At 41.8% G+C, this 20,106-nt stretch carries 19 protein-coding genes; 9 read left to right on the top strand and 10 right to left on the bottom strand.

Translation table 11 applies throughout. The features are described from left to right. From csm2 to UYI_RS37320, 4 genes are all read right to left on the bottom strand, one after another. Positions 1-480 carry a type III-A CRISPR-associated protein Csm2 gene (gene csm2, locus UYI_RS0128860; protein ID WP_016870166.1) on the bottom strand — a complete coding sequence of 160 codons (480 nt, stop codon included), beginning with the start codon at positions 478-480 and terminating at the stop codon, positions 1-3. Positions 481-488: 8 nt separating this feature from the next. Further along, a complete protein-coding gene (gene cas10 / locus UYI_RS0128855; protein ID WP_016870165.1) occupies positions 489-2,849 on the bottom strand; it encodes a type III-A CRISPR-associated protein Cas10/Csm1 in 2,361 nt (786 codons plus the stop codon). Continuing rightward, positions 2,849-3,766 (bottom strand): hypothetical protein, encoded by a 918-nt coding sequence (locus UYI_RS0128850; protein WP_016870164.1) that lies wholly within the window; start codon positions 3,764-3,766, stop codon positions 2,849-2,851. The genes cas10 and UYI_RS0128850 overlap by 1 nt, the downstream gene beginning before the upstream one ends. 265 nt (positions 3,767-4,031) lie before the next feature. Further along, complete coding sequence (locus UYI_RS37320; RefSeq protein WP_157226410.1) at positions 4,032-4,190, bottom strand: hypothetical protein; 159 nt, start codon at positions 4,188-4,190, stop codon at positions 4,032-4,034. A gap of 78 nt (positions 4,191-4,268) precedes the next feature. Here UYI_RS37320 and UYI_RS0128845 point away from each other — a divergent pair, with 78 nt between their 5' ends. The 3 genes from UYI_RS0128845 (at position 4,269) to UYI_RS0128835 (ending at position 6,898) form a co-directional block, all read left to right on the top strand. Further along, a complete protein-coding gene (locus UYI_RS0128845) occupies positions 4,269-5,648 on the top strand; it encodes a TIGR03985 family CRISPR-associated protein (RefSeq protein WP_016870163.1) in 1,380 nt (459 codons plus the stop codon). Beyond that, entirely contained in the window at positions 5,648-6,217 is a 570-nt protein-coding gene (locus UYI_RS0128840) for an HD domain-containing protein (RefSeq protein WP_016870162.1), read from the top strand. Before UYI_RS0128845 ends, UYI_RS0128840 begins: the two co-directional genes overlap by 1 nt. 486 nt (positions 6,218-6,703) lie before the next feature. Continuing rightward, positions 6,704-6,898 (top strand): hypothetical protein, encoded by a 195-nt coding sequence (locus UYI_RS0128835; protein ID WP_016870161.1) that lies wholly within the window; start codon positions 6,704-6,706, stop codon positions 6,896-6,898. Positions 6,899-6,927: 29 nt separating this feature from the next. On the opposite strand, the gene UYI_RS0128830 is transcribed toward UYI_RS0128835, so the two are convergent. The 4 genes from UYI_RS0128830 to UYI_RS0128810 form a co-directional block, all read right to left on the bottom strand. Beyond that, positions 6,928-7,638 carry a LapA family protein gene (locus UYI_RS0128830; protein ID WP_016870160.1) on the bottom strand — a complete coding sequence of 237 codons (711 nt, stop codon included), beginning with the start codon at positions 7,636-7,638 and terminating at the stop codon, positions 6,928-6,930. 236 nt (positions 7,639-7,874) lie between these two features. Then, positions 7,875-8,180, bottom strand: coding sequence for a hypothetical protein (locus tag UYI_RS37835; protein ID WP_162140429.1), 306 nt, complete (start codon positions 8,178-8,180; stop codon positions 7,875-7,877). After that, positions 8,177-8,836, bottom strand: coding sequence for a flavin prenyltransferase UbiX (locus UYI_RS0128815; RefSeq protein ID WP_016870157.1), 660 nt, complete (start codon positions 8,834-8,836; stop codon positions 8,177-8,179). Before UYI_RS0128815 ends, UYI_RS37835 begins: the two co-directional genes overlap by 4 nt. A 186-nt stretch (positions 8,837-9,022) precedes the next feature. Continuing rightward, on the bottom strand, positions 9,023-11,371 hold the full coding sequence (locus UYI_RS0128810; protein WP_016870156.1) for a ribonuclease R family protein: 2,349 nt from the start codon (positions 11,369-11,371) through the stop codon (positions 9,023-9,025). Positions 11,372-12,734: 1,363 nt separating this feature from the next. Between UYI_RS0128810 and UYI_RS0128800 the strand changes: the two genes are divergently transcribed. Beyond that, on the top strand, positions 12,735-13,598 hold the full coding sequence (locus UYI_RS0128800; RefSeq protein ID WP_016870154.1) for a hypothetical protein: 864 nt from the start codon (positions 12,735-12,737) through the stop codon (positions 13,596-13,598). Positions 13,599-14,040: 442 nt separating this feature from the next. Here the strand turns inward: UYI_RS0128800 and clpP are convergent, their stop codons facing one another. After that, complete coding sequence (clpP, locus tag UYI_RS0128795) at positions 14,041-14,646, bottom strand: ATP-dependent Clp endopeptidase proteolytic subunit ClpP (RefSeq protein WP_016870153.1); 606 nt, start codon at positions 14,644-14,646, stop codon at positions 14,041-14,043. A gap of 284 nt (positions 14,647-14,930) precedes the next feature. Between clpP and UYI_RS38185 the strand changes: the two genes are divergently transcribed. The 5 genes from UYI_RS38185 to ilvN all read left to right on the top strand — a co-directional run bounded on the left by UYI_RS38185 (position 14,931) and on the right by ilvN (position 19,409). Further along, the gene (locus UYI_RS38185) at positions 14,931-15,086 is read left to right on the top strand and encodes a hypothetical protein (RefSeq protein WP_016870152.1); all 156 of its coding nucleotides are present in this window, start codon (positions 14,931-14,933) and stop codon (positions 15,084-15,086) included. A 149-nt stretch (positions 15,087-15,235) separates the two neighbouring features. Then, entirely contained in the window at positions 15,236-17,293 is a 2,058-nt protein-coding gene (locus UYI_RS0128785; protein WP_016870151.1) for a thioredoxin domain-containing protein, read from the top strand. Positions 17,294-17,631: 338 nt separating this feature from the next. Beyond that, on the top strand, positions 17,632-18,012 hold the full coding sequence (locus tag UYI_RS0128780; protein ID WP_026086239.1) for a bleomycin resistance protein: 381 nt from the start codon (positions 17,632-17,634) through the stop codon (positions 18,010-18,012). Beyond that, positions 17,996-18,607: a molybdenum cofactor guanylyltransferase gene (locus UYI_RS0128775; protein ID WP_016870149.1), complete on the top strand. Its 612-nt coding sequence runs from the start codon at positions 17,996-17,998 to the stop codon at positions 18,605-18,607. Before UYI_RS0128780 ends, UYI_RS0128775 begins: the two co-directional genes overlap by 17 nt. A gap of 280 nt (positions 18,608-18,887) precedes the next feature. Further along, complete coding sequence (gene ilvN, locus UYI_RS0128770; protein WP_016870148.1) at positions 18,888-19,409, top strand: acetolactate synthase small subunit; 522 nt, start codon at positions 18,888-18,890, stop codon at positions 19,407-19,409. 38 nt (positions 19,410-19,447) lie between these two features. On the opposite strand, the gene UYI_RS0128765 is transcribed toward ilvN, so the two are convergent. After that, positions 19,448-20,106: RNA-guided endonuclease InsQ/TnpB family protein (locus tag UYI_RS0128765; RefSeq protein ID WP_016870147.1), on the bottom strand; the 659-nt coding region annotated here is incomplete at its 5' end.

Here is a 20,106-nt window from a genome sequence, read left to right as displayed (position 1 = left end):
TTACTTTCCACCTTCAGCTTTGTGATAAGCAATAATTGATTCAAGTAATTGAACTAGCCGTTCAAAATCTTCTTTGCTGTGAACTTTGTCAATAGCAGCTGACATAACTTCACCTAATGGTTTTGCTGCTCTTTGTCTAGCTGCGGCGTATGCTAATTTTGGTTTAAGCAGAACTATTTCTGTCTCAACTTTGGCAAATTCACCTGTTTCTGCTAAGTCAGCTTTTAAGCGATTTACAGCATCTAAAAATTTGCGAACTTGGTTTGTTTCTAATCTTTGTTGCTTGAGATAAGGGCCAAATTCTTCAGCATGTTTAACCAAGTCTCGAATGGGATATGTTTTTAATCCATCAGGTAGGTCGTTAATAGTTTTAACAATTTCCTCAACGATATTTTGTGTTTTATTCACATGAGTTTGAGGAATTGATTGCCTAGAATTTAGAGGTGGAATTGATAATTTTGGTTTAATCGGTTCTGGCATATAAATTACTAGCGATTTAAAAGTTCAATCCAAGTAGCGATCGCCCGAAAATAAGGCGCATTATATGGACTTTTTAAGGAAGTCCGAAAATCACTGTCATCTAGTACATTTTTGGGTAATCTCGCTAAAGTATAAGCAATCTTGGGTAGATGCAAATAATAGCGAGTTCCTAAAGCCTCCTCTGATTTTTTGTTGTCTTCAAACTTTTCTAATGCTTTTTCTTGTATTTCTGCGGTGATGAGTAAGTTACGCACAAAATTACGGGAATAATTAACACCAATTTCTTGTTGTTCTAATTTCTCAACAAATGGTAATATACCTAGTAGCTTTGGTCTAGTTTCTGAATGTAAATATTTTTGAATTTCCGAATCAATCATGCTGATATCTTCTATTCCTAGCCATTCATTACACTTAAATACTTGGCTAAATAGACCTAAACTATCTTTACCATTACCTTTAGCTTTTTCTTCCGCTTCTCCTGATTCCTCAGCTGCTTTGTAAAGGGGAAATTTAATATCATGAATACTAATACCACCTGATAACGTAATGTCTGGATTATTTCCTGTATAAGCACGAAAGCATTGGTAGATATCAAAGGCAAATTCAACCACTTCATTCCATGCACCACTAACAAATAAATCATCACCACCAGCATAGATAAATAGTAAATTATCTCGCCTATTTGGAGTTAAAAATTCTGCTTTTTTCTGTAAAATATCTGCAATTAATTTATTTTGATTAAGGAAATTTTCTTGCCTAAATTCAGCTAAACTGTTGAGATAAACTTTAAAAAAATAACTCATCTGGCGCGAAAGTCCAGCAATTCTTGGCAAAGTTTTATTTTCTCCTAAACCCTCAGCAAAGATTCTCCCCAAGTTGTCTACATCCATTCGCAGGTATCCAATTCTATTTATACCTTTGGCTTTTTCCGCCATTTCGTTAGCACGGATAATCAAACCTTTTTCTTCACTACTTTCTTGAGCATAGTTTCCCAGCAGTAAAGGAAAAGATTTCTGAAACTGGGAGAATTTATAATGCTCTATGTTCCAGTCATTTATCAACAAAGCTGTGTCATTATCTGGAACTATTTGTTTCCATCTGCGAAACAAATGATAGTAAACATTTTTAGCATCACGTTTATCAGTAGCAGGAAGTTCAAAGGTAAGCGTGTCAAACTTATCCTCAAAGTTTTCACTTTGCGATCGCACTATCACTTCAACTCTTAATAACTGTCCTCCTAACTCAAACATTCTGCAACAAGTTTCACAAGCAAGCACCGAATCTGGCTCGTTCTTATTAAGCTGCTTTAATTTTCCTGGTTCCACATCATCACGATGACAAACTTTACAAGGTTCGTGACTTTCACTTTCTTGAATAAATTTGCTAACATTTTCAGCAAACTTACGAGACTTTTGTGCAGCTAGTTTTTTACTTGTCAGTTCTGACCAATATTCGGCAAATCTTGCAGTGGTAATATCTGTGATAGGGAAGTCTAAACAATCAAGTGCGAGAAAAACTTTGCCTTGAAGCTCACCCAAAAGCCATTCATTAAACTGTTGACGAACTTCTGCAACATTGATTTTAACTGATTCTATTGCAGGAGCTAATATATATAAATTACCACCACCTGCATAAATAACATTTGTACGTGGTAATTCTAACGCTTCCAAAAGTTGCTGTACTACTTCTTCCGTAACTAATTCCAAGTAAAAACTGCGCGCACGCAAAGATTTCAGCGCACCATCAGAAGATATAGTGTAAATAAATTTTTGAATACCTGATAAATCACCTGCAATTAAAGTTAGGTTATTGCTTTCAGGATTATTTGCTAATGCAGCAGCAACCGCAGCAGTGCTTTTAGCTATATCTATTAATGCAACATCCGCATCACCAAAACTGATAAAAGAACCATATTTTTCTAGAATCAAAGTCAGCAAAGATAGGTTATTTAAATCTCTATCGTCATCGAGTTTATCTAATTCTTGTTTAATTTCATGTTTCAGTTTACTGAAGTCTTCTAATGAAGGTTCTTTTTCTACGGGGTAAGGTATTTTAGGATTACAATCGCCAATAAAATCTGGCTTCCAATAATGTTGTTGATGCTGATTTTGACTCTTTTTCTCTTCGTCTTTTTCCAAGTTTACTAAGTCAAATAACAGACGCAAGGCTTTTGGGTTTTCCTCGCTATTCCAAGAAAGTAATCTCTGTGCTTCTGCAACGGCTTTTTTGATTACATCCTGATTACCATTTGCTGCTATTAACTTTGGTAAATTCTCTTTTAATTTCGAGTTTGTCCAATCCGCTAGCACCCTAACGGCTTCTTGGATGACTTGCAAAGCAGCTCGTTCAGCAACACGTAATTGTTTCATTATTTACTACCCAACCTTACTAAAACTTTTGCCAACATCTGCACCATCTCCCTTCCGGAAACATCCTTTCCTCGCTCAAGACAGTGAACCTTACCAGTCAATACAGGCGACTCAGATTCAATCACATCCTCTTTATCCTCAAGATCGCTGTGTATGATTGCAACTATCCGCAACCCCAGCGATTCACAAAACTCTTGCCATTCGGGAATTTTATCGTTTTTCCCAGATAAAATTACTGCGTGTGTTGCTTCTCGCATAATGATCCGATTTTCATTAGTTATTCTTCCGCCAACTTCAATGATGTTTAGGGGTGTGTTTGCATTCCGCACCCAATTTGCAGCTTTGGTTGCAAACTCTGGGGTAAATTTCGCCTTGTATGCTGCTTTTAACTGTTGTGCTAATTTTAGGTCGCGCTGTGCAGCCTCGGAATACCATGCACCCTCACCATCTGGACAAGCGGTAATCACATAAGGATAGGGTGCGCCTGCAATGTTAGAAATTGCTTGCTTTAAACCTTCGCGCAAACAAGATTTTCCCGATTGGGAAGGGCCGCAAATTACAACTTTTGGGTTAATTTTATCCTTTTGCGGTTCGTCTGTTTCGATCAGTTCGCCTATCTTGTATGCCGGAGTATGAGAGACTGCTACAATAAAGGATTTGTAGCCTTTTCTACCTATTTTGGGGTCAAAAACTGCGATCGCACTATATAAATGAGATATCTTATGTGCGATCAAGTAACTAACAGCTACAGATGCAGGCCCATCAATTTTAAGTAGTTTGCCCCCAGCAAGTTCCCCCAGTGTTATCATCTCATCTAAACGTGCCGCCGCATCCCGCACTACTTGGTCGCCATTTGCAGGTTGACCAAACCTGACTTTTAAAACGTCACCTTCAAGGTTTATCTGATACGAAGTCATATAAATTTACAGTATTTATACTTAATCTATTAGTTGTCAAATATCAATCAATTAAGTGTCCCTTATACGCATAATTATATGTGATTTGTATCACATATTTTCCTAACTTGGGGTCATACCAACTTTGGATTTTAGATTTTGGATTGGGAATCTTTGCTAAGTAGTCATTATTTTGCCTGATTGCATGGATACATCATAAATCCTGCTGGAAGAGGCTGCTTCCAATTAGGATTAACCTAGAGGTAATGATGGATTGCAGTTGAGTTCAATGGCGTTGCAGAGAAAGCGGGATGATTTTATTTTCTCTTTTAATTGAAAAACTCAATTCTTGGTGTTCTACCGTTCCGGAAGCCGCTGCGCGTCTATGGCGTCTTGGTGGTTCATTCTCCATCCCCTTTTTATGCAACGCCAAGTTCAGAACCACTGAGTCTCCTCTTCCCTTGTAGAGTTAACCAAAGGTAGGAGAGAAATCAACACGTAATACACAGCAAAGGTTAAAATTGTGCTTGAGCCAGTTTTCCAAGATATTCCCAACGTCGAACTGTTGCAGTGGTTAGCACGTGGTTCTCTCAAACAAAATCTACAGCGAGCAGTTCGTTTATGGGTGTGGTTGTCTTCGCTTTATGGTGAAAACCGCTTGGCTTTAAATGACGCTTTCACCTATGCTCAATGGCGGGATGTGTTTTTTACTTCCACGCACCCCAAAGGTGAAACTGTTCCCAAACTACACGATGAAAACTGTCCCTGTGCTAAAACTACCGCACAATGGCTATTTGATCCAAAAATAGGAATTTCGGAAATCGAATGGAAAAAATCAGTTGTTTTCCACGCAGGTATAAATAAATCTCAACTGGATGAATTGCTCAAAGCACGTTTGTTCGGCGTAACTCGTCGTTCCCTACAAGCTGATTTGGAAACTTTAGCTGAGTTGGGATGGTTGGTATACAAAAACCAAAAGTATGATCGCGTAACTGAATTACCATTACGCCCTACAACTATAAATAATGAAGTCAATATAGCGAAACTTGGTGCTTACGAATTAAATTTTCTCGAGGAAGATTTGAGTGCGATCGCTGAAAACCATTCCCAAAAAATCAACGGTGTACAACGCTTTTTCCTGAAACTTGATTACGTTATTCCCCGTAGTACAATTGATTTAGTTGAAGACTGGCAATACAAATTAAGACAACTTTGGACAAAAACTCCAGTTCCACCGATCAAGCTAACCTACAACAGCGCTAAGGTAAGAGATACCGTTGGTTGCATCGTTTATCCGGTATGCATCTACTACATGCAGAGAGCAGTTTATCTGTGTGCTTACGGTGAAAGTCCCCTACGACAAGGTGATTGGTATAATTTTCGCCTTGATCGCATTCAAAACATGATCCCCTTAGACTGGACAAACCCCCAGCTTCCCCATATTTTGCTACAGCGTTATCAACAGACATCCTTACCCACTCCAGATGACATTGCTGTTGCAATGAGCAAAGCATGGGGTTTTGATTTCTATTTACCTGCTCAACTGATGCTACTCAGATTTGAGCGAGAATTTCACGATCGCTACGTTAAAGGTACTGAACGTCACGATACTTTTGCGAAAATTACTTACCAACAAGCACAACATTTAATTCGGCGCGAGGTTCAACAAGCGGAACCACAGCGAGCACTGTTGAAGATTTTGGCGAATCGTTCACCGAATGATGCCTATTATCAAGTAAGTATCCGATACCAAGATCATAAATATAGAGATAATAACGTCATTATGCGCCTGCGAGCTTGGCGTCCTAAATGCGAAGTCTTGCTTCCCTTTGATTTACGACAAAGTATCGCTGCTGAGGTAGCAAAAGAATTCCTGTTTTACCATCAAAATTCCCTGTTGTGATGAATACATTGAAACTAACAGATAAATTTGCAGAAGCACTAGTTTATGCAACCCGTCTCCATGCTCATCAAACCCGTAAAATTAGCGGTGTTCCTTATGTCACACACTTATTAAGCGTTACAGCACTGGTACTAGAAGCAGGAGGGACTGAAGAAGAAGCGATCGCAGCTTTGTTACATGACGCGATCGAAGATCAAGGCGGAAGTCAAACCCGCGAGGAAATTCGCCAAAAATTTGGAGATGCAGTAGTAGCAATCATTGATGGCTGTACTGAATGCGACATTTACCCAAAACCACCTTGGCAAGAACGCAAAAAAAGATATTTGCATAACTTGCGTCATGCTTCACCTTCTATCCGACGCGTGTCTTTAGCGGATAAACTACACAATGCCAGGTCATTAGTAGCAGACTGGCGACAATATGGCGACAGCATTTGGAATGAATTTAAAGCTGGTAAAGAAGGAACTTTGTGGTTTTACCAGGAACTTTTACGAGTTTACCGTGAAAATGGTTCAGACTTGATGACTGAGGAGTTTGCACGGGTAATTGAGGAACTGTGTCAGGTTTGATATCCCTGCATTAATTTTGGCGACAGCGTGCGATCGCCCTCTTAATTATTTCATGCAACCCCCTGCTACTACTTGGGTGATGACAATCTTTGCAGAAAATTCACATAAATCAATTAGTATGGCTTATGTTAAGGTAAATTTAATAAGATTTGATTGAGCTTGATTGAAACTTTATCGAAGCTTTGTGCGTCTACCTAAGTGGCTCAAACTCACTAGTGATAGAGCTGTATACAGCACTGTGTTTCTACCAGCACAATGTGCTTACCTCAGTACTTACATATAAACTGCTCTACTTATTCTTAATATTTAGTGAGTTTCTCGATTAGCACAAATAGCAATTTTTCAATACAAGGTGTAAAAAATGACTTACTTTTTTCTTCGGTTGAAAAAAGCCTGGCCAACTTAATGCTGGAAAAACACCAAAATCCTGCATATCTGGCTTGAATAAGCCAAATACATTAAGTGTGGTCGTTTGAGGATTCAAGCATGATTCGGATTAGAGATGTTGTGCAAAAGGCTTTATCAACAGGGTACTTGACTGTAGAAGCTGAAAATCAGCTACGACAATTACTGAGTACACGCTATGATCTAGAAGATTTTAATGCTTTCATGGCTTTACAAGAAGCTGCCATGACAGGTAGGGTCAAGCAGGAGTCTCGTGAGCGTTGTGGGATCAAGTAGAGATTTGGTCGGTGATGTCTCTATAATTATTAACGCTTACGCTGATCATCATCCTCAAAATCCTCTAGAAACCCCCAATCATCATCATCAGCTTGATTCTTGTTCTCGCTTAGATTATCTTCATCAGTTAGATCATCGCTCGGTGGTTGATATGGGGGAATAATTACTCGATAGTCAGCATCATAAACTGATTCAGTTTTTCCTACTCCAGAATTTTTGGGTTCGCGATAGCTATAGGAATATGAAGAACCTGAACGAAAGCTGTCTGTAGGTTCTTGGCGACGTTCATAGCTTTTCGAGTCTCTAACTTCCGTATCTTGAGCTTTTGTTGCGTCTGATTTCTCCTCAAAATCCCAATTTTCACTGTTGCCGATGTCCCAATCATCGTCTGGATTGGATTGAGATGAAGATTTAGCCGCTGATGGTGGGGGACTGGTATAGCTGTCAGCATATTTTTCTCGCGGGGGAGGGCTACCACTTACTGAAGTTCTACGAGACTTGGATGCAGAAGAGGCTGGTCTTTGTGGTGCTGCCAAAGACGACAATTGAAATAAGCCAGAGATCAGCAAAGAGGTTGCAGCACCAGCAGCAGTGCTGAACAAAATCCATATTGCCAATGGCAATGGTCTACTTTGCATACCGAAAAAGACTAATGGGAGGATAGGAGACCAATTTTGCACTAATAACAGCGCTAGTCCTCCCATAATTGCTACTAATAAAATTAATCGGAAAAGAGCCATAGAGATTAGCGACTGAAGACTAGGAACTGGGTATAGGGGCAATAGGCACTGGAGACTGAGAATTGGGAATTAGACATTGAGATATTAGATGAAGAATGAGAAATTAGTTTCATACTAGCTCTTACCCTCTCACCCCTGTCTTGAAAATGGGTGTAGGAGTGTAAGGGTGTAGGGGTGTAGGAGGAGTTAAATTTTCATTCCCTCGTTGTGTGATTTATCACATGACCGTCTAGCTTCTATTCTCCAGTTCGTAAACCTAGCCTCTTAATATTATTAGCAATCAACAGATCTAATATTCCTTCTGGCGTTGCACAAATTAGGGATGAATAATGAACCACTAAGTCACCAAGACACCAAGTATTGAATTTTTTATTTGTAATAGAAAATAAAATCATCCCGCTTTCTCTGCAACGCCTTCCTCCTGCCTCCTTCCTCCTGCCTCCTTCCTCCTGCCTCCTGCCTCCTGCCTCCTGCCTCCTGCCTCCTGCATAGCTGCCTCCTGCCTCCTTCCTCCTGCCTCCTGCATAGCTGCCTTTCTTCAATATTCCTTCTGCCTCCTGCCTCCTGCCTTCTGCCTTTCTTCAGAACCTTGCCAACGTTGAATAGGAATACAATCAATATCGAGTTGATCCAAAGCACGGGCAACTACAAAATCAACTAAATCCTCAATAGTTTGAGGATTGTGATACCAAGCAGGAATCGCAGGTACAATTCTTACTCCGGTTTCTGCAAGGGTAGTTAAGTTCCGCAAATGAATCAGACTAAAAGGAGTTTCACGGGGGACTAGGACTAGCTTTCGCCCTTCTTTTAGCTGTACGTCTGCGGCACGTTCTAACAAGTCGGAACTCAACCCTGCTGCTAACTTAGCTACCGTACTCATACTACAGGGAATTACAATCATTCCTAGAGTACGAAAGGACCCACTAGCGATATTAGCCCCCACATCTCCCCAAGGATGACAGTGCAGCTTTCCCTTCGTTTCAACTCCTGCTTGTTGTCGCCAAAATTGTTCTTGTTGAACAGGTTCTACTGGCATACGAATATTTTGCTCAGATTGCCAAACCATGTAGGTTGACTTAGAAGCAACTAATTCAATTTCATAGTCGGCTGTAAGCAAATATTTCAAAGCGCGAACTGCGTAGATTAAACCAGATGCACCTGTAATTCCTAAAATGAGTGGCTTGTTATTGTTTGACACGTTTCTATTATTTGGGAAGAGTTAGTAGGGTCGTTCGCGTAGCGTCTCCCTTCAGGGAGATAGCATTTGTATGAGTATCTTAAATGCAAAACTAAATATTTTGGTACAAATGCACGCGGCCTACAGTAGTTAGTAGTTAGTGGTTTTTTACTACTAACTACTATCCACTAACTACTAACCAGCTTTTTATTCATCCTCTTCATAGGATTCTAAATCGTCCGGTTCCATGTCGTCAGGTAAGTACATATCTGGTTCTTCACCATTGGCACTGATATCCTGGCGATAGGGAATACCATCGCTGCCAACTGTGACTAGATCAATTTGTTGACGGTAGTAATCGACGCTTTTAACTTGGACGGCGACGCGATCGCCTAATCGATAGGAAGCGCGATTTTTCCGTCCAAACAACGCTTGTTGTCTGGCGCGATATTCGTACCAATCGTCTTTGAGGGAACTGACGTGTACTAATCCTTCTACTCGTAAAGGTACGTTATGATCATCAGTTCCATCTTTTGGTGGTACTTCAATTTCGACAAAGAAGCCGTAGGATTGGACACCTGTAATTACACCATTGAAAACCTCACCGATGCGCTGTTTCATTAAAGAGGCTCTTTGCAAGCCTTCTAAGTCAGTTTCGGCTTCTTGGACTTCCTTTTCTCTGTCGTTGATTTGGGTAATTACTCTTGTCAGTTCGCTTTGCAACTCTTGTTGCAATTCTGGTGGTAGGACGTTCCAGTTAATTTCTCCGTGGCTGGTAGAAGAACGCAAGTTCACACGCTCTTTCACACGAGTATTGCGGCGATCGCGTCCGTGTTCAAGCAGCGAGTGATATACCCTCTGCATCAGCAAATCTGGGTAACGTCGTAAGGGTGCGGTAAAGTGGACATATTCTGGCAGTGCCAAACCAAAGTGGGGTGCTTTATTGGTGCTGTAAAATGCTTGTTTGAGGGTATCTTGCAACAGATAAGTCAAAACTTGTTCCGAGGACGACTCGGCAAATACCCTCGTCAATTGTTGATAATCCAGAGGTTGGATCTCAATATCTGGTTCTAGTGACAATTCAATGCCCAAATTGATCGCCAGTTTCAGCATTTCTTGCACATCTTCGGGATCAGGCGCGCCTTGGACTCGCCAAATGCTGGGAACACCTAAAGCACTCATGTGATTGGCCATGATTTGATTCACCAGCAACACAAACTCTGTCAGCAGCGATCGCACAGGTGAATCTTTTTCGACTACGCATCCAAGAATACCTTCATCATAGAAGGGGTTTTTATTCGTGGGCAGATTTAACTGCAAACTGCCGCGCGCAGTGCGTTGTTGTTTCAGAGCAATCTGTAACTTTTTCAACTGTTGCAGTATTTCTACTGCTTCGGTAGGCACTTTCGTAACTTTTTTACCCAGAAGAATAGTTTCTACTTGCTGAGCATTCACTGAAGCGTCTATTTTAACTACACTGGGTTGAATTTCCCACTCCAGTACTTCTCCTGATTCTGGATCAAAGGTAATTAAACAAGAGATACTGAGGCGATCGCTTCCCGGTACTAGAGAACAACGTTCTACCACATTGTCCGGTAACATTGGCAGAACCAAATCTCCCAGGTACACTGATCTACCCCGTCTGAGTGCTTCCCGGTCAAGTGCTTCATCTGGCTGCACGTAGTGGGAAACATCAGGGATGTGAAAGCCTAGCTGCAAATTGCCAGCGCTAGTTGTTTCCAAGGAGAAGGCATTTTCTACTGTTTTAGTGTCAACATTATTACCCAGTATCGTAATAGTAAACTTGTTACGTAAATCTAACCGGTCTTTTAAATCTGCCTTTAAAATCCTTTTTGGTAGTTTGGTGGCTGCTTCTTGAACGTTTTCAGGAAAACTACGGGAAAGGTCATGCTTGCAGGTGACTAAATCTATATCAGCTGCTGCTTCTGCATCGCTACCAAGGATTTGTACAACCCGCCCTAAGGGGGGATATTGTGCTAGTGGGTAACGTAGAACTTCCACATGGGCGAGATGGTCGATCGCTTCTTGCAATTTTAGCCCGTTAGCGTACAGTTTCAGTTCAAATAGCAGGCGATCATCTAAAGGTACAGCACGATAGCCTCCTTCTACTTGTTTGATCCGTGCCAACAAAGTGTGGTTGGAACGTTCTAAAATTAATTTCACCTCTCCTTCTGGAGAACGACGCCGACTACCTTCTTTGAGAACTCGCACTAAAACGCGATCGCCATTCCAAGCATTACTTAAATGGCTTTCTCGAATGTAAATGTCTTCAGTTCCCTCTACATCTTGAATTGCAAAGCAAAAGCCTTTGCTGGAACAACGCAACTTAGCTTCTATTAATCCTTCTTCAGTAATGCGGCGATATTTACCGCGTTCTTTCACTAAAATGCCAATTTTCTCTAATACCTCTAAGATGATGTGAAGTTTCTGTAAACTATCTTCATCTTCACAACCAAGTTTCTTTTCTAGAAGTTTACGAGCTACCAATTTATCATCAGTGAAATTGGCAAGGAGTGTAGCGATTGAAAATTCCATGCAGTGAACCGACCTTTGGTCAAAACATCTTTTTTTGTTGAGAGTTAAGAACACTTGCGTGTGGGGGTTCCCCCCCGTCCTTGCAACATGTCCATTGTTTGAATCTGGTTCTTGGTTGATTACCTCACGACCCACAGACACTAGCGGTAAACGAACTTCCCAACAGGTAGGGCGCTACACAATCATCTTTTGAGTACCAGTTCGTTCAAGTCCTTTCACTTGGTCAATCCGACAAAGCAGTCCTCATACCGGATTTTACCCTACTAGTAGTCTGCCAAAGTTCCTTTGGCGGATGGGGAAAGGTGAAGAAGTAGGGGGAGGAAGGAGTAGATTCTTTGCCCTTTAACCTTTACCTTTACCCTTTTCCCAACCAACACCTGCCAAGTTGGGTTGGTGAATTACTAGGTTTTTACGCAACGGGTTTTTGAGAGGCTGTGTTTGGATCGCTCTCAGTAGAACTGCCCAAACGCGCTACGCACCTTAAACCGCAGGTGTTCGATTGCTTAGTTGAAAGGTACTTTTCGCGATGAGACTCTGATTGTTAACTAGGAAAAACTGCTGAACAACCTAAATGTTCCATATGTAGAATCAGTCACAACTAGGTCAGCAGCTTAACAAGCTGTGAGGACGAACCATTACTTCATTATTGTAAATTTAGTCGTACTTCCAGAAAAGATTTCTGGATGTTAAATTGGTTAAATAGTATAGCATTGCTAGCAATAACACTTAAACTTAGTTAGTTGTAACCAATATTTACTCAAAAATCTTAATTTTACAATCAGTGTACTTAAGTTTTAAATAGCATTTTAGTAACTAAGGGTTTAACTATGAGTATAAATAAAGGTTTAAGAAGGCAGAAGTAGGTAGACGCGGAGCGGTGAGGGGGTCGCAGTCTTGGCGCTTTCCGTCACGATTGCGAACCCCCGAACCCGGAGGGCTTGGTGTAGGTAGGTAGATGGCGGAAGAGAATCCTCACGAATACATTCGGGGGATTTAACAAAGTTGCTACGCGTTTATTTATTTTCCATAAATAAATTCAGGGGCTTTAAACCATATGGCAGAGAACAGAGGACTAACTTTTGTATGAAAAATATACTTTCTTTGCTTGTGCCTTCTGCCTTCTGCCTTCTGCCTTCTGCTTTCTGCCTTTGCCTTTCTTCGGTAAAATAGAGCCATACCCAAAAGTGAATCCACAACATAATCAAACAAAAATGGGTGGGCAACTCAAAAGCAACACTTAACAGTTACCAGTTATCAGCTTTATCACTTGGGTAAAATTATCCTGCTGATTGCATATCTTAGCTTCTTTGTTCTTCCCTGTTGCTTCCTTTAATAGTTAAAACGTAGATTTGGTGAAACTATGATGTTGGCTCAACTTCAGAGCTTGTATCCTACAGCTAGTTTAATCTCTGAATTAGTGCAAATTGATCACGGCAAATATATTGTTCGGGCAAGCGTACAAATCGAAGGTATCACCCGTGCTACTGGTATGGCAGCAGCCCCAACAGTAGAGGAAGCAGAAGATCAAGCTAGAAGTAGGGCTTTGATGGTTCTGGGAATCACTACTACGCCACAGGTACAGATGGAAAGTTTGAGTGAGGCGAAGAGTGTGACTGAGGCGAAGACGACTAGAAGTAGTGATGCAGCGAAGACTGAGGAAAATGTCCCCGCACCACCACCTTTGCGTGTCTCTGTCTCTGCTTTCACCCCATCTCCCATAGATACCCCCAATCTGGAAACACAACCAAGCACACCCATTCCACCAACTGTTTCCGCAACGCCTACAATTGATACCTACAGCCAGGACTTTGAACCAAGCTTAGCTGTGAGTGCAAGCCCTGAATTGCCTTTGGATATTCAACCAGAAGACTTCGGGGTAATTTCTAACAGCCAAAGTGAAAATCAACCTTTACCAGAGATTAGTTCTAGTAACGTCACACCATTTCCCCAACGCAGTCATAACAATACCCCAACCGAAGCAGTAGCTGCGCCAGCACCCACAGCCAGGAAAAAGAAGAAAAGCGAACCTGTGGATCAATCAGATGATATCGCCAAAATCGGGGTCGAAATGCAGCGCTTGGGTTGGACAACAGAACAGGGTAGAGACTATTTAATTCAAACCTATGGCAAGCGATCGCGCCATTTACTCGATTCAGAAGAATTACGTGATTTCCTCAAATATTTAGAATCCCAGCCTACACCTATAGATCCGCTAGCGGGATTTTGATTAGTCAATGGTCAATGGTCAATGGTCAATGGTTATTAGTTATTAGTTATTGGTTATTGATTAATAGTTACTACTTCTCACAATTGACAATTGACAATTGACAAACAACTACTAAAAACTGTAACTAAAAATATGGAATCTTAGATGAGACTGGTATATAATAAGTAAAATTAATACAATAATCATCCTTAGACTTACCAGTAAAGTAAAGGCTGGGATATCTAGAAAGTAATTATCTTAGTTAGATTACTCTTTACTTACTGAAAAGTGATTGCTGGAATTCTGGTTACTTAGAATTCCAGCTTCCAACTCAACAGCTTTCAGGGGCGTCTACACTCTTGTAAACAAAAAATAAAAGAGCTTCGTCTGGGAAAAGGGCAAAAGTTAAAGGATAAAGAAATTTTTATTTCCTTTCACCCTTACCTTTTACCCTAATTTCTGACTACACAACCGCCATTGGACGGCTACCAGCTGCATGACGGTCAATCACTTGGTCAATTAAGCCATAGTCTCTGGCTTCTTCTGGTGACATAAAGAAGTCTCTTTCTGTGTCTTCGGCGATTTTCTCCAAGGGCTGACCTGTATGTTCGGCTAAATATTCGTTGAGCCGTCGCTTGTGGTAAAGAATTTCGCGGGCTTGGATTTCAATATCAGTTGCTTGCCCACGAGCGCCGCCCAAAGGTTGGTGAATCATGATCCGAGAATGAGGAAGACTCATTCTTTTACCCTTAGCACCTGCACTAAGGAGAAAAGCACCCATACTCGCTGCTAATCCAGTACAGATTGTACACACATCTGGGCGAATGTGCTTCATAGTATCAAAAATACCCATTCCTGCTGTTACCGAACCGCCAGGAGAATTGATGTACATATATATGTCTTTCTCCGGGTCTTCGGCATCTAAAAACAGTAGTTGGGCAACAATCAAGTTAGCAACGTTGTCATCAATCGCTTGTCCTAAAAAGATAATACGCTCACGCAACAGGCGTGAGTAGATATCAAAGGCGCGTTCGCCACGACCTGATTGTTCAATAACGATAGGAATCATGTAGCCAGCTTGTAACTAATATAGATACATTCTATCGATTACAAAGGCTGATTGTTTTCCGAAACCATCTCAACCACTGTGTAGTCATATATAGCAGATGGTGCTTACCCTATTAACTCGGCAATTCATCGGTATTATTTTTCATAGTTTTGTAAAAAATCCCATAAATTTACTGAAAGAAATCCGGTTATATCTACCTAAAGGGGTAGATCCTTACTACAAGGTGTATCTAGAAGATTCGATCCCTAATGTAGAAAACATCCACCGAAAGAGAGGAAACCGCCATGCTGGAAAAATTTGTACAAGCCGCTATCATTACCTTCTTACTGCACCTGATCGTCGGACTCAACCCAAGCACTACAATTAGTACCAAAGCCGCACCCCCCTCTACTACAGTCTTTACACCAGTGGCTAGTTCATTTTTGCGTTCTTTAGAGTAAAAAATCACTGGTTGCATCATAATGTATGTTGATTTGGTTATCAGTTACTAGTTGATAGTTGGTTGTTAAATTTTCCAACCAACTACCAACAATCAACAAAGAACATTCGAGGTAGACTGAACAGAGAAGGCAAATACTAGTGTCTAATCATGACTAACCGCCTTGCTGAAGCTAAGAGTCTCTACCTCCGTAAACACGCTGAAAATCCGATTGATTGGTGGCCTTGGTGCGAGGAAGCACTCTCCACCGCAAAAGCACAGAATAAACCTATATTTCTCTCTATTGGTTACTCGAGCTGCCACTGGTGTACAGTCATGGAAGGAGAAGCATTTTCTGACCCAGGCATTGCCGAGTACATGAATGCCAATTTTATCCCGATCAAAGTAGACAGGGAAGAAAGACCAGACATCGACAGCATTTACATGCAAGCTTTGCAAATGATGAGTGGTCAAGGGGGTTGGCCTTTAAATGCTTTTTTATCTCCAGATGATTTAGTACCGTTTTACGCAGGTACTTACTTCCCAGTGGAACCACGCTACGGTCGTCCTGGCTTTTTACAAGTTTTACAAGCGATTCGCCACTACTACGATACAGAAAAACAAGACCTGCACGATCGCAAAGCAGTCATTCTCGAATCACTCCTAACCTCCGCAGTCTTGCAGCAACAAGGTACTACCGCAACTCAAGACAACGAGTTACTACATAAAGGCTGGGAAACTAGCACGGGGATCATTACTCCGAATCAATATGGCAATAGTTTCCCCATGATCCCCTATGCAGAACTAGCATTGCGCGGAACACGATTTGAAGTGACATCTAAATATGATGGCAAACAAATTTGTACCCAACGGGGATTAGACTTGGCATTAGGTGGTATTTATGACCATGTAGGCGGGGGCTTTCACCGCTACACAGTTGATCCCACCTGGACAGTACCACATTTTGAAAAGATGCTCTACGATAACGGTCAAATTGTGGAGTATCTGGCAAACCTTTGGAGTGCAGGTATAGAAGAGTCTGCTTTTAAAAGAGCGATCGCTGGTACTGTCCAATGGCTCAAAAGAGAAATGACCGCACCAGAAGGTTATTTCTATGCTGCTCAAGATGCTGATAGTTTCACCTCCCCAGGGGAGTCAGAACCAGAAGAAGGAGCCTTTTACGTCTGGACTTTCAGTGAACTAGAACAACTGCTCACTGCTGAAGAACTTATAGAATTGCAACAACAATTTACAGTCACCGCCAATGGTAACTTTGAAGGTAAAAATGTCTTACAAAGACGCCGTAGTGGGGAACTGAACGCAACCGTAGAAATAGCCCTGAAAAAATTATTCGTGGCACGTTATGGTGCAACTCCTGAATCACTAGAAACATTTCCTCCCGCACGTAACAACCAAGAAGCTAAATCTCATAACTGGCCTGGTCGGATTCCGGCGGTGACAGATACTAAAATGATTGTTGCTTGGAATAGCTTGATGATTTCTGGCTTGGCAAGAGCGTATGCTGTTTTCCGAGAACCTGTGTATTTAGAACTAGCAACCACAGCCGCGGATTTCATTCTGAATCATCAGTTTGTGCATGGGCGTTTCCACCGACTTAACTATGAAAATCAACCAACTGTATTAGCTCAATCAGAAGATTACGCCTTTTTTATCAAAGCACTGCTAGATTTGCAAACTTGCAGCCCGGAACAAAATAAATGGTTAGAAAGGGCGATCGCTCTCCAAGAAGAATTTGACGAATATCTTTGGAGTGTAGAATTAGGGGGTTATTATAACACATCAAGTGATGCTAGTCAAGATTTAATTGTGCGCGAACGTAGTTATGCAGACAATGCTACACCATCGGCAAATGGAGTAGCGATCGCCAATCTCGTACGTCTTGCCCTGTTTACGGATAATCTACATTATTTAGATTTAGCAGAACAAGGCTTAAAAGCATTCCGAAGTGTAATGAGCAACCATCCGCAAGCTTGTCCGAGTTTATTTACAGCCTTGGATTGGTATCGCAACAGTACTCTGATTCGCACCACCACCGAGCAAATACACTCGCTCATGTCTCAATACTTACCAAGCGTTGTGTTTGCGATCGCGTCAAAACTACCAGACAACAGTGTTGGCTTAGTTTGTCAAGGGTTAAAATGCCTACCAGCAGCAGAAAGTGTAGAACAGATGTTGCAGCAAGTCCGCCAGAGTCAGGTGAGAGGGTGATGTGAGAGTGGAAGGAGGACAAGGGGGAGGATTTGTATCAGGAATTAGCCCTTTCAAGGTGACTCATAAAACCTCTTTTTTTCTCTCTGCTAACTCTGCGTCTGTGCGTTTTAAAAGTAATTTATTTAACCACAGAGGAAGCAGCGAAAAGTTTGAGCGCCGGCTTCCGGCGCTCAAACTTTTCAAGAGAGAGAACACAGAGGTAAGAGGTGGTAGAGGAATTTGTTGTCGAGAATTTTTACCCAGTTCATCAAACTCAGGTGGCAATTGTTGCTTGAGATATTAGTAATTTTGTACTATAAAATTGATGAGTCTACAACGCTATCAATCGCATGACAATGAACAAACCAGCTGTACTCAAAAACATTAACCCGATGATTCCAGCAGGAAGCGACATGGAAAAAGCGATCGCGTTTTATGAGCAGCAGCTTGGGTTTAAAACGATACATAAAGAAGGCAACCCTCTTAGCATGGCAATTGTCCAAAGAGACGGGGCGACAATTTTTCTACTCCAGAATGATGATAAACAGCTGGCAGAATGGACAACTTTTCGCGTCTTAGTCGATGGTGTTGAACAACTTTACACCGAATTTCTGGCTAAGGGAGGACAGATGATTCACCCAAACGGTAAGCTAGAAACCAAACCTTGGGGAATGAAAGAGTTTGCCATAATCGATCCAGCGGGTGTGTGCATTACGTTCTATGAACCAGCAAACTGATAAAATTGGGCAACTCAGATTGACGGCTATCATCTTAGCGGGTGGTAAGAGTACGCGCATGGGTAGGGATAAAGCCCTGATCACAATTGAAGATGTGCCGATGTTGAAACGTATCTGTCAAATTGCTGAGACTTGTACTGAGCAAGTTTACGTGGTGACTCCTTGGCCAGAACGCTATCAGCATTTGCTACCGCCTAAAAGTCAGTTTATCCAGGAATTACCTTTACCAGATGAAACTGGTAATGAACTCAAAACCCACGGGCCATTGGTGGGTTTTGCCCAAGGACTAACGCAGGTAACGACAGATTGGGTGTTGCTGTTAGCTTGTGACTTACCCAAATTGCGAGTAGAAGTTTTACAAGAGTGGATTTCTAGATTACAGCAAGTACCAGAAGAAGCGATCGCAGCCTTGGTTTATAGAAACAATAGATGGGAACCATTATGTGGTTTCTATCGCCGTCGCTGTTTACCAGAATTAAATAAGTATATCGGGCAGGGCGGGCGATCTTTTCAGGAGTGGTTGAAGCAATATCCCGTGCAAGTATTACCTTTGCTTGATCAACAGATGCTTTTTAACTTCAATAGTATTATTTGAGAGTAGCTCCACTGGCAGCAATCGCCACCCGCTATGAATAGAACAAACAAGGCAAATCCGTCAAATCCTCTTAACTTCTGCCTTCTGCGGGGCCCCCACAAATTCGCGATTCGGAGAGCGAATTTGTGGGGAACCCCTTCTGCCCTCTGCCTTCTGCCCTCTGCCTTCTGCCCTCTGCCTTCTGCCTTATTTCTTAAAAGGGGCGTTTAAGTTTAAAATATATAATCCAGGCTTGCAATCTAAAAACCATACAATCCTCTCCCTAGCCTCTGTTGGCGACATGAAACATACTCTGTCAGTACTTGTAGAAGATGAAGCGGGTGTTCTTTCCCGCATTTCTGGTTTATTTGCCCGTCGTGGCTTTAACATCGAAAGCCTTGCTGTCGGACCAGCAGAACAGTCAGGAGTTTCTCGGATCACAATGGTTGTACCAGGTGACGATCATGTGATTGAACAACTCACCAAGCAACTATATAAGCTAATAAACGTTCTCAAAGTGCAGGATATTACTGAAACTCCCTGTGTAGAACGTGAATTGATGCTACTTAAGGTGAATGCTACCAGCAGCACCCGTTCGGAGATAGTCGAGTTAGCCCAAATTTTCCGGGCGCGAGTGGTAGATGTCGCAGAAGATTCTCTAACTTTAGAAGTTGTCGGTGATCCAGGAAAAATGGTCGCGATCGTGCAGGTATTGCAAAAATTTGGCTTGAAGGAAATTGCCCGCACTGGCAAAATTGCCTTAACTCGTGAATCGGGAGTGAACACAGAGTTGCTAAAATCTTTGGAAGCAAAGGTTTCTTAGCAAGTGGTAGATATAGCTACCAAAACATAATTAATGAACTACCCCGCCTCATAGGAGGACGGGGTTTCTAATTCCCCATCCGATTTGAGATTAGGTTTTTGACGTTTCTTCTGCCCAAGTTGCCGCATCGAGCCAGTATGCTTACCTTGCACTGCCGTGCGGGGGTTCTCCCCGTTGAGGCAAGTGGCGTGCTTTCCGTCCGAATTGGTAGAGCTTAGACATCCACAGTCTGCGAGGCTAGTTCCTAACCCCGGTTGCTTATTGGTTGCAACGTTGTACATGACCATCACGGAACCTCTATCACGTGGTATTTCAAATCCACATGCATCGCAAATATGATATCGGTTTGACAATTCTGCCCAGTGCTTATGGATTTTCCCGCAATTAGGACAGCGTTGTGATGGTTTGATTTGTTTAGTAGGTAGCGTCAGCATCAAGCCCCCCTTCTGTTCAATTTTGTAGGCAATCATTTGATTGAGTGTTCCAAAACCGACACAAAGGATGGATTTATTCAACCCGGCTTTCTGCTTTTTACGCTTACTACCTTTTTTGGCTTTGCGCGTCATCCCCTTTGTATTGAGTTGTTCAGTTACACCGATGTCATGACGACTTGCAATATCTGATGTAACTTTGTGCTGCCAATCTTTACGTTGGTTAGAAACTTTTCGTTGTAGCTTAGATATTTGTTTTCTAGTAG

It is taken from the genome of Fischerella muscicola PCC 7414 (genome assembly GCF_000317205.1).
Classification (GTDB): Bacteria; Cyanobacteriota; Cyanobacteriia; order Cyanobacteriales; family Nostocaceae; genus Fischerella; species Fischerella muscicola.
The sequence above is the reverse complement of the archived record's forward strand: the minus strand, read 5'-3'. Positions and strand labels throughout refer to the sequence as shown.